The 9,563-nt window shown below is 27.2% G+C and carries 12 protein-coding genes and 2 tRNA genes; 11 read left to right on the forward strand and 3 right to left on the reverse strand.

The annotated features are described in order from the left end of the window. The first annotated feature begins 26 nt into the window (after positions 1–26). Positions 27–254: a hypothetical protein gene (locus OM90_RS07635; protein WP_058486305.1), complete on the forward strand. Its 228-nt coding sequence runs from the start codon at positions 27–29 to the stop codon at positions 252–254. A gap of 37 nt (positions 255–291) precedes the next feature. Then, positions 292–735 (forward strand): Fur family transcriptional regulator, encoded by a 444-nt coding sequence (locus OM90_RS07640; RefSeq protein WP_058486306.1) that lies wholly within the window; start codon positions 292–294, stop codon positions 733–735. Here the strand turns inward: OM90_RS07640 and OM90_RS07645 are convergent. From OM90_RS07645 to OM90_RS07655, 3 genes are read right to left on the reverse strand one after another with little or no spacing between them, the layout of a single operon-like run. Continuing rightward, a complete protein-coding gene (locus OM90_RS07645) occupies positions 732–1,544 on the reverse strand; it encodes a metal ABC transporter permease (protein WP_058486307.1) in 813 nt (270 codons plus the stop codon). The genes OM90_RS07640 and OM90_RS07645 overlap by 4 nt on opposite strands. Positions 1,545–1,566: 22 nt before the next feature. After that, complete coding sequence (locus tag OM90_RS07650; RefSeq protein WP_058486308.1) at positions 1,567–2,316, reverse strand: metal ABC transporter ATP-binding protein; 750 nt, start codon at positions 2,314–2,316, stop codon at positions 1,567–1,569. 5 nt (positions 2,317–2,321) lie between these two features. Continuing rightward, positions 2,322–3,278 carry a metal ABC transporter substrate-binding protein gene (locus tag OM90_RS07655; protein ID WP_058486309.1) on the reverse strand — a complete coding sequence of 319 codons (957 nt, stop codon included), beginning with the start codon at positions 3,276–3,278 and terminating at the stop codon, positions 2,322–2,324. 176 nt (positions 3,279–3,454) lie between these two features. Here OM90_RS07655 and OM90_RS07660 point away from each other — a divergent pair, with 176 nt between their 5' ends. From OM90_RS07660 to OM90_RS07700, 9 genes are all read left to right on the forward strand, one after another. After that, the gene (locus tag OM90_RS07660) at positions 3,455–4,363 is read left to right on the forward strand and encodes a ribonuclease Z (RefSeq protein WP_058486310.1); all 909 of its coding nucleotides are present in this window, start codon (positions 3,455–3,457) and stop codon (positions 4,361–4,363) included. A gap of 87 nt (positions 4,364–4,450) precedes the next feature. Continuing rightward, complete coding sequence (locus tag OM90_RS07665; RefSeq protein WP_058486311.1) at positions 4,451–4,999, forward strand: RNA polymerase sigma factor; 549 nt, start codon at positions 4,451–4,453, stop codon at positions 4,997–4,999. Then, positions 4,989–5,558, forward strand: coding sequence for an anti-sigma factor family protein (locus OM90_RS07670; protein WP_058486312.1), 570 nt, complete (start codon positions 4,989–4,991; stop codon positions 5,556–5,558). Before OM90_RS07665 ends, OM90_RS07670 begins: the two co-directional genes overlap by 11 nt. Before the next feature lie 56 nt (positions 5,559–5,614). After that, positions 5,615–6,160 carry a DUF6715 family protein gene (locus OM90_RS07675; protein ID WP_058486313.1) on the forward strand — a complete coding sequence of 182 codons (546 nt, stop codon included), beginning with the start codon at positions 5,615–5,617 and terminating at the stop codon, positions 6,158–6,160. Between the two features lie 2 nt (positions 6,161–6,162). After that, positions 6,163–7,194 (forward strand): tRNA (adenosine(37)-N6)-threonylcarbamoyltransferase complex transferase subunit TsaD, encoded by a 1,032-nt coding sequence (gene tsaD, locus OM90_RS07680; RefSeq protein WP_058486314.1) that lies wholly within the window; start codon positions 6,163–6,165, stop codon positions 7,192–7,194. 84 nt (positions 7,195–7,278) lie between these two features. Beyond that, positions 7,279–8,355, forward strand: coding sequence for a PIN/TRAM domain-containing protein (locus OM90_RS07685; RefSeq protein ID WP_058486315.1), 1,077 nt, complete (start codon positions 7,279–7,281; stop codon positions 8,353–8,355). 42 nt (positions 8,356–8,397) lie between these two features. Next, positions 8,398–9,120, forward strand: a complete 723-nt coding sequence (gene ispD / locus OM90_RS07690; protein WP_058486316.1) for a 2-C-methyl-D-erythritol 4-phosphate cytidylyltransferase — start codon at positions 8,398–8,400, stop codon at positions 9,118–9,120. Between the two features lie 107 nt (positions 9,121–9,227). Further along, positions 9,228–9,313, forward strand: a tRNA-Ser gene (locus OM90_RS07695). Between the two features lie 51 nt (positions 9,314–9,364). Continuing rightward, a tRNA-Ser gene (locus OM90_RS07700) sits at positions 9,365–9,456 on the forward strand. Positions 9,457–9,563 lie beyond the last annotated feature (107 nt).

Here is a 9,563-nt window from a genome sequence, read left to right on the forward strand (position 1 = left end):
GGAAAAAGATTTGGTGGAGGGTAAACATGAGAAAATATAAAAAAATATCCGTGGAGAAAGAAATACTAGAAGAAGTTTATTGTAATATATGTGGACAAAAGATAAAAAAAGATAATCATGAGCATTTTGAAGACTATCTTCATGTAGAAAAAGTTTGGGGGTATAATTCAAATAAAGATGGAAAAAAAGACGATTTTGATATTTGTCAACACTGTTATGAAAAATGGATTAAAACATTTAAGATTTCCATATAAAGAGTTATGTAGTTCATGGTCATAGGAGTGACAAAAGATGAATTTAAATGAAATAAAAAAGAATTTAAAAAGTAAGGGATACAAACTAACAAATCAAAGAAAAGCAATATTAGATGTTTTAATAGACTATAAAGGACATATTCTATCAGCAGAGCAAATATATGAAAAAACTAAAAAAATATATTCAAAGACTAATTTTTCAACAATATATAGAAATTTAGAGATACTTGAAAGAACTCAAATAATTCATAAAATAAATATTAGTGGTGAAGCTTCTAAATATAAATTAGTTTGTCACAAAGGGCATCATCATCATTTTATTTGTAAAAGCTGTGGTAAATCAGAAATTATTGATTTTTGTCCTTTAGAAAATTTGGAACTTGAATTAAAAAATAAGGATTTTGTTTTAACAGACCATAATTTTGAATTATATGGCTACTGTAAAGAATGTATAAAAGCCAAAAAAGAGGGAAAAGATTAAATTTTCACCTCTTTTTTGGCTTTTATTAATAGGACAAGTATGAGAATTAATACAGATATTAAAACAATCGTTCCTCCAGAAGCTAGTTCAAAATAATATGAAATAATAATACCTAATATAACTGATATTTCAGCAAATAATATAGAAAGAAAAGTAGCTTGTTTAAAGCTATTAGCAATTTGTAGACTTGCAGCTACAGGAAGAATCATAAGAGAAGATACTAATAATATTCCAACAATACGCATGGATAAAGTAATAGTAATAGCAATTAATATTATAAAAAATAAATTAATCGCCTTAATAGGAACTCCTGATAATCTAGCAGCTTCTTCATCAAAAGCTAAGTAAAAAAGTTCCTTATATAAAAGAAAGATAGAGATAACAACAAAAATTCCTAAACCTAAAATTATCCATAAATCAGAGGGGAGAACTGTTGTAATATTCCCAAATAAATACCCAAATAAATCAAAGTTTATAGATTTAGCTAAGCTAACTAAAATAACAGCTAAACCTATTCCACAAGACATTATTATTGAGATAGAAAGTTCTGCATATTTATTGTAGGTTTTTCTTAATTTTTCAATAGCAAGAGCAGCAGTAATAGAAAAAATAAGAGTAGTAGCTAAAGGAGATACATTTAAAATCATTCCAGTTGCAACTCCAGAAAGAGCAACATGAGATAATCCATCTCCAATAAGAGACATTCTTCTAAGGACTATAAAAATACCAATAAGAGGACATAAAATACCAATAATAATTCCAGCTATAATAGCTCTTTGCATAAAACCAAACTGTAATATTTCAAACATTGTGCAACTCTCCCTGTAATTTTTAAAGATGATGTAAAAGATGCATTTCATCTCCATATATTTCCCTTAATACATGGGATAAAGGAATATCGGAGTTTGCATTATGAACTATTAATTTTTTACCACCAACATAAGCAACACTATTTGCTTTTTTTGTAATCATACCTATATCATGAGTAATCATAACAATAGTAATATTCATTTTACTATTAAGTTCTTCTAAAAGATTATAAAAATTTTCTTGAGAGTGTATATCAATTCCAACAGTAGGTTCATCTAAAAATATAATTTCTGGTGAGCTAACTAATGCTCTAGCTATAAAAACCCTTTGTTGTTGTCCACCAGAGAGATTACCTATTAATCTTTTCCCGTATTTTTCCATTTGAACTACTTTAAGCACTTCATAAACTTTTTCCATGTGCTTCTTTTTAATTCTTTTGAAAAGTCCTATTTTAGGATATAAATTAGCAGAAACTACTTCTTCAACAGTAGCTGGAAAACTACTGTTAAAAGAAGCAGCTTTTTGTGCCACATATCCTATTTTACTCCAGTTATTAAAACTTTCTATGTTTTGACCTAAAAGTTTAACTTCCCCTTTAGTAGGTTTTAATAATCCAAGAATTATTTTTATTAAAGTACTTTTTCCGGCTCCGTTAGGACCTACTATCCCTACATATTCTCCAGAATTTATAGTAAAATTAATATTATCTAATATTAAATTATTATTGTCATAAGCAAAAGATAGATTTTTAATTTCCAATATATTATTCAATTTGTTCACTCTCCTAAAGCTTGTTGAAGAGAATCTAAATTTTCTTCCATAATAGAAAAATAATCTTTATTATTATCCAATTCTTCCTGAGTTAAACTACCTAGAGGATTAAGTACTAAAGGTTTAGCACCAGTTTCTTCTGCAATAACTTCAGCCAATTTTGGATTGGATAAGGTTTCAAAAAATATATATTTAATATCATGTTCTTTAATTATATTAGCAATTTCCGCCATTTGAGAGGGCGTTGGTTCAGCTTGTGGAGATAAACCTGAAATATAAATTTGTTTAAGCCCATATCTATTTGCCATATATCCAAAAGCAGCATGAGATACTACTATTTCTTTTTTAGGTAACTTTGATAAAGTAGAACGATATTTTTCATCAAGAGCAAGAAGTTTATTTTTTAATTCATTAAAATTAGTTTCATAAAAATCCTTATTTTGAGAATCAACTTTAATTAAAGCATTTTTAATATTTTCAGATTGAATTATTGCATTAAGTGGGTCTAACCAGATATGAGGGTCATATTCACCATGGTTATGCTCATCTTCATCTTCAAGAGTATCTTCATGGTCAAGATTATCTTTGTTTAATTTTAAAAGTTCAACATTTTCTGAAGAATTTACAATAGTTAAATTAGAATTATTAATAGACCCTATTATTTTTTCAATCCAAAATTCCATTCCTGCACCATTATAAATTAGAATATCAGAATTTTCTATTTTACCTATTAATTTTGCAGAAGGTTCCCAATCATGAGGTTCAGCTCCGGGAGGCACTATGAGATTTACTTCTACTTTATCTTGTCCGATTTTTTGTGCAAAATCATATAATGGGTATATACTAGTGTATACGCTAATAGTATCATTTTTTTCATCAGAACTCTCTTCTTGAGAAGAACATCCAAATAAATTTAAAGTCAAAATGCTTATTATAGAAGCAAAAATTATAATTTTTTTCATAAATAAAACCTCCTACCAATATAGTAAATGCAAATGTTTTGCATTTATAATTAATATCATATATTAAAAAAAAAAGCAAGGGGTGTTTATAGTAAAGATATTTTTTGATACAATTGATATTAATATTAAAGATATAATGGATATATTGTAAAAAAATTATTTAAAGGAGAAATTTTATGCTAGATGTATGTCTTTTAGGAACTGGTGGGATGATGCCTCTTCCAAATAGATGGCTTACAGCTTTATTAGTAAGATGTAATGGAAGAAAAATTTTAGTTGATTGTGGAGAAGGAACTCAAATTACATTAAAAATGTTAGGATGGGGATTTAAAACAATAGATACTATATGTTTTACTCATTATCATGGAGACCATGTTACAGGACTTGGGGGACTTTTACTAACAATAGGGAATTCAGGGAGAACAGAACCACTTACTTTGATTGGACCAGTAGGGCTTAAAAAAGTTGTAGAAGGATTAACTGTAATAGCACCGGATTTACCTTTTGAATTAAATTATATTGAATTAAAAGAAGAAGAAACAAGACTTGAAATACAAAAGGGACTTTTTGTAAAAACAGTACCAGTAGAACATACTATTTCTTGTTTTGCCTATGTTATAGAATTAGAAAGAAAATCAAAATTTAATCCGGAAAAGGCAATTAAATTAGGAATACCTGTAACTTATTGGAAAAAACTTCAAGATGGAGAGGCAGTTGAGTGGAATAATAAATATTATACTCCTGATATGGTTCTAGGAAATAAAAGAAAAGGTATAAAAGTATCATATTGTACTGATAGTAGACCTACCACTGGACTTGTAAATTCTATTAAAAATTCAGATTTGTTTATATGTGAGGGCATGTATGGAGATGAAGAAGATAAAATTCAAGCTTATAAGAATAAGCATATGACTTTTTCAGAGGCAGCTACTTTAGCTAAAGAAGCTGAAGTAAAAGAATTGTGGCTTACTCATTTTAGTCCTGCTTTAAAAGAACCAGACCAATTTATAAAAATCGCTACTGATATTTTCCCAAATACAATAATAGGAAAGACACTTATGATGAAAAGTTTAACATTTTATTAATAAAAACTTATTTATATTATGATATAATTTTTTTATATTTTAAGTATATTTAAACATTTAATAGCTGGTATATTGGCGGTGAAACATATGGAAGATTATGAAATTGTTCAACGTTGCCTTAACGGAGAAAAAGAAATGTTTGAAGAGCTAATATCTAGATATAAAAATTTAGTATATTCAATTATTTTAAGAATGGTTAGTGATTCTGAAGAAGCAAATGATTTAGCTCAAGAAGTATTTATAAAGATTTATAAAAATTTAGATAAATATAATCCTAAGTATAAGTTTTCTACTTGGGTTATGAAAATTACTACTAATTTAGTTATTGATGCAAGAAGAAAGCAAAAACAATCTCCAATTTATATAGAAGATATGCTTCATGAAACTTCAACAAACGAAAGTCCAGAAGAAGGATATTTAAGGCAAGAAAGGTCAAAAGAAGTAAGAGATGCCTTAAATACTCTTCCAGATATGTATAAAATCCCTATAATTCTATTTCATCAGCAAGGACTATCTTATCAAGAAATAGCCAATGTTATAAATGAACCTTTATCTAAAGTAAAAAATCGTATATTTAGAGCTAGAAAAATGTTAAAGAACTATCTTTCAAAGGAGGGTGAAATATATGAATTGTAATGAAGTTAAGGAGCTATTTATGAAATATATGGATGGAGTACTTATAGATGAAGAAAGAAATAAATTAGATAAGCATATAAAAGAGTGTTCTGAGTGTAAAGGAGAGTTTTTTATTTATCAAAAAATTGTTGAAGGATTACAAAATTTTGCTAAAGTAGAAGCTCCTGAAGGATTTGAAACTAAAGTGATGAAAAGAATAAAAAATATCAAAGTAGATTATTATACGAAAAAAACTGTATCTATAGATACTGTTATTACACCAGTATTTTTAGGAACGATTTCTTTATTTTTTTGGACGGGAATTTTACTATTTATTTATAGAGAATCTGCATTAGAATATTTTGCTCAAAATTATAATTTAAAAGATTGGATTCAAATTATAGGCCCTAAAATTAATATGGTATATGATTATATAAATAATGCAATAAAAGAAATTAAGAATATTTTATTTTATCAAGAAAAATTTATTAATTACTATAAAATTATTTTGAGTTCAGTTTTAATTGGTCTAGGATTTATAAAGCACTATGTTTATTATAATAAAAAAATATATGATTAAAATTTTGAAAAGTTAAATTTATAAATCCTATAGCTTATAGAAAGAGAGGAATTTTAATGAGAAAAGTTATAGGAATAATAATTATTATATTTTGTTTGTTTTTATATTATGTTTCTTTAAATGAAAATAAATTAAAAGATAAAGAAAGTGAGATAAGTGAATTTGATAAAATAATAAATCTTAATATAGAAAAAGAAGAATTTAGTAACCCTGAAGATGTAATAACGAGAAATAATCAAATCATAGCTTATTTATATGGAGGAGAAGTAAAGTTAGAAGAAGTAGAAACTTTAGTTATTCTTCAAAGAAATCTATTTGATTTAGATTTATTAGAAATAAATCCATTAGAAGAACAGGTAAAAAAAGTAAAAGCAACAATAGAAGAATATAAGAAAAATGGATTTAAAGTTATCGGCATAAAACAAAAATCAGCAGTGTATGAAGAAAATAATAAAAGTATTGCCAAGATTAAAGTTGTTCAATATACAAATGGAAATACAGATAATTATTTAGAATATTATTTACGTAAACAAGAAGATAATACATGGAAAATATTAGGTTGGGAAATAGTAGATAAATTTGAAATATCGGAGGATATATAATTATGACAATGCAAAAAGATATTTATATATTAGCAATAGAAACTTCTTGTGATGAAACAGCAGCTTCAGTAGTGAAAAATGGAAGATATGTTTTATCTAATGTGATTTCATCTCAAATAAATCTTCATAAAAAATATGGAGGAGTTGTACCAGAAATTGCCTCTAGAAATCATATTAAAAAAATTAATATTGTTATAAATGAAGCTATAGAAAAGTCGGGAATAAATTTAAAAGATATAAATGCTATAGGTGTTACTTATGGGCCTGGTTTAGTTGGAGCATTATTAGTAGGGTTATCTACTGCAAAAGCTTTAGCTTTTGCTACTAAAAAACCATTAATAGGGGTACATCATATAGAAGGACATATATCAGCTAATTATATAGAAAATAAGGATTTTGCTCCTCCATTTATATGTCTTATAGTATCGGGAGGGCATACTCACCTTGTATATGTTAAAGATTATGGAGATTATGAAATACTTGGTAAGACAAGAGATGATGCGGCAGGAGAAGCTTATGACAAAATTGCAAGAGCTATTGGATTAGGATATCCTGGAGGTCCTAAAATTGATAAATTAGCAAAAGAAGGAGATCCTCATTCTATAGAATTTCCTAGAGCATATATGGAAGATGGTTCATTAGATTTTAGTTTTAGTGGATTAAAATCTGCTGTATTAAATTATTTAAATAAGTGTAAAATGACAGGAGAATGTGTCAGAAAAGAAAATGTAGCTGCTAGTTTTCAACAGGCTATAATAGATGTTTTAGTAGATAAAACTATTCAAGCAGCTAAGTTAAAAAATATAAATAAGATCGCCTTAGCAGGAGGAGTTTCAGCTAATACTGGACTTAGACAAGCTATGAATAAAGTTTGTGAGAGAGAAAATATTTTTCTTCAATATCCATCTCCTATATTATGTACAGATAATGCGGCTATGATTGGAAGTGCGGCTTATTTTGAATATATTAAAGGAATTAGGCATGGGTTAGATTTAAATGCTATTCCCAATTTAAAATTAGGAGAAAGTGTTTAAATAAAATTAAAAAAACTCTTCCCTTTTTACTAAAATTTGTTTAAAATAGTAATTACAAGTCTATAATTAAAAGGAGGTGAGAAAATGAAAAAAATATTAAGAATAGCTCTTTCTATAATATTTGGAAGCTTATCTTATGTTTTATGCAGTTTTCTATATAATGAATATTTAGAAAACATTAACTTTTTTGAGCAAAGACATTATAATTTAGATTTAATACTATCTTTGAGTGTTACAATATTAGTAATTATTTTATTTTATATTACAATATCTTCTATTATTGCTGAGAAAATATTTAATAAGATTAAAATCTTAGAAGAAACATTTCTTAGTATGAGTTTAAAAGAAATTCTAATTAATGTAGGTGGAATTTTAATTGGATTGGTATTGGCTAATTTATTAGGAATTGCTGTTTTACAGTATCGTATTGTAGGGACTTTAATTGTACTAGCATTAAATTTAGTTCTAGGATATTTAGGATATGAAATAGCTCAAAGAAAAAAAGAAGAAATAAAGATACTAGAAACTTGTGCTACTAATGAACATGGCTTGGCAAAGCCTAAAATTTTAGATACTAGCGTTATTATTGATGGAAGAATTTTAGATATTTTAAAGACAGGCCTTATAGAAGGAAAAATATTAATTCCTAATTTTGTATTAGAAGAACTTAGACATATAGCAGACTCATCTGATGCTTTAAAAAGAAATAGGGGAAGAAGAGGACTTGATATTTTAAACGAAATACAAAAACAACTTAAAGTTCCAGTAGAAATCGTAGAATTAGATTATAAAGATATTACAGAAGTAGATAGTAAATTATTAAAAATGGCACAACAAATGGATGCTATAATAGTAACAAATGATTTTAATTTAAATAAAGTGGCAGATTTTCAAGGAGTATTTGTATTTAATATTAATGAACTGGCTAATGCAATTAAGCCAGTTGTGCTTCCAGGGGAAGATATGGAAGTAACCATAATAAAAGACGGAAAAGAAAATGGACAAGGTATAGGGTATTTAAATGATGGAACAATGATTGTGGTAGAAGGAGGACATCGTTATATAGGAGAAACAATAAAGGTATTTGTTACCAGTGTACTTCAAACGGCAGCAGGGAGAATGATTTTTACAAAAACAAAAGAAGAAAAAACTCTGGAGTAATACTTCAGAGTTTTTAAATAATAAAGTTTAAAGGGGATAGATATGAATAAGGATTTTTTAGAATACATTACAGTAATTATACCAGCAGCAGGACAAGGTAAAAGGATGGGGAAGGGAGTTAATAAACAATATTTAAAGATAAATAATAAACCAATTATTGTTCATACTATTGAAAAATTTATTAATTCAGGTTTAATTAATGATATAATTGTTGTTATTTCTAAAGAAGAAATAGAATACTTCAAAAAAGAAATAATACAAAAATATAACCTAAGTAAAAATTTAAATATTGTTGAAGGAGGAAAAGAAAGACAAGAATCTGTATATAATGGTTTAAAAAATATTTCTTCAAAAACAGATATTGTTTTAATACATGATGGAGCAAGACCCTTTGTATCTATTGAAGAAATAAAAAAAAGTATAGAAGGAGCAAAGCAATATGGGAGTTGTGTTATTGCTGTTAAAGTAAAGGATACAATAAAAGTTTCTGATGAAGATGGATATATAAAAAATACTCCTAATAGAGAAAATTTATGGTCAGTACAAACTCCACAAGCATTTAAAAAACATATAATAATAAAAGCATATAACAAAGCAGAACAAGATAATTTTTTAGGAACAGATGATGCAATGTTAGTAGAAAGAATAGGTCAAAAGGTAAAAATAATAGAAGGGAAATATGATAATATAAAAATAACAACTCCTCATGATTTATATATAGGAGAAATAATAATAAAAAGTCGTAAGCAGAATAATAATAATTAAAAATTAATACAAAGGAGGATATTTTGTAAAAAAAATTAATAAAATATCTTGACAACATATTTAGAATGTGTTATTTTATATAGGCGCTTGCGAAAGCGATAAAAAATGGAGAGGTGTCCGAGCGGTTTAAGGAGCTGGTCTTGAAAACCAGTGACTCCGAAAGGGGCCGTGGGTTCGAATCCCACCCTCTCCGTTATGTATCATTATGTTATATATTGTTTTTAAAAGAGACCACTTTGTTTTAGGAGAAGTACCCAAGTGGTTGAAGGGGCTCCCCTGGAAAGGGAGTAGGTCGTTAACAGCGGTGCGAGGGTTCGAATCCCTCCTTCTCCGCCAGTTAAAAAATTAAAAAAATATTAAAAAAGTTGTTGACATAAAGTAAAAGCTGTGATACAATACATGTCGTTGTCGAAAAAACAACAAAATTTGATCCTTGAAAACTA

The organism is Defluviitalea phaphyphila (assembly GCF_001466305.1).
Lineage (GTDB): Bacteria > Bacillota > Clostridia > Lachnospirales > Defluviitaleaceae > Defluviitalea_A > Defluviitalea_A phaphyphila.

What these genes read in the sequence shown, in the direction of transcription:
- OM90_RS07665 (WP_058486311.1), top strand. Translation starts at nt 4,451, where the DNA reads ATGGAAGATTATGAAATTGTTCAACGTTGCCTTAACGGAGAAAAAGAA.
- OM90_RS07660 (WP_058486310.1), top strand. Translation starts at nt 3,455, where the DNA reads ATGCTAGATGTATGTCTTTTAGGAACTGGTGGGATGATGCCTCTTCCA.
- OM90_RS07685 (WP_058486315.1), top strand. Translation starts at nt 7,279, where the DNA reads ATGAAAAAAATATTAAGAATAGCTCTTTCTATAATATTTGGAAGCTTA.
- OM90_RS07635 (WP_058486305.1), top strand. Translation starts at nt 27, where the DNA reads ATGAGAAAATATAAAAAAATATCCGTGGAGAAAGAAATACTAGAAGAA.
- OM90_RS07645 (WP_058486307.1), bottom strand. Translation starts at nt 1,544, where the DNA reads ATGTTTGAAATATTACAGTTTGGTTTTATGCAAAGAGCTATTATAGCT.
- OM90_RS07640 (WP_058486306.1), top strand. Translation starts at nt 292, where the DNA reads ATGAATTTAAATGAAATAAAAAAGAATTTAAAAAGTAAGGGATACAAA.
- OM90_RS07675 (WP_058486313.1), top strand. Translation starts at nt 5,615, where the DNA reads ATGAGAAAAGTTATAGGAATAATAATTATTATATTTTGTTTGTTTTTA.
- OM90_RS07670 (WP_058486312.1), top strand. Translation starts at nt 4,989, where the DNA reads ATGAATTGTAATGAAGTTAAGGAGCTATTTATGAAATATATGGATGGA.
- ispD (WP_058486316.1), top strand. Translation starts at nt 8,398, where the DNA reads ATGAATAAGGATTTTTTAGAATACATTACAGTAATTATACCAGCAGCA.
- OM90_RS07655 (WP_058486309.1), bottom strand. Translation starts at nt 3,278, where the DNA reads ATGAAAAAAATTATAATTTTTGCTTCTATAATAAGCATTTTGACTTTA.
- tsaD (WP_058486314.1), top strand. Translation starts at nt 6,163, where the DNA reads ATGACAATGCAAAAAGATATTTATATATTAGCAATAGAAACTTCTTGT.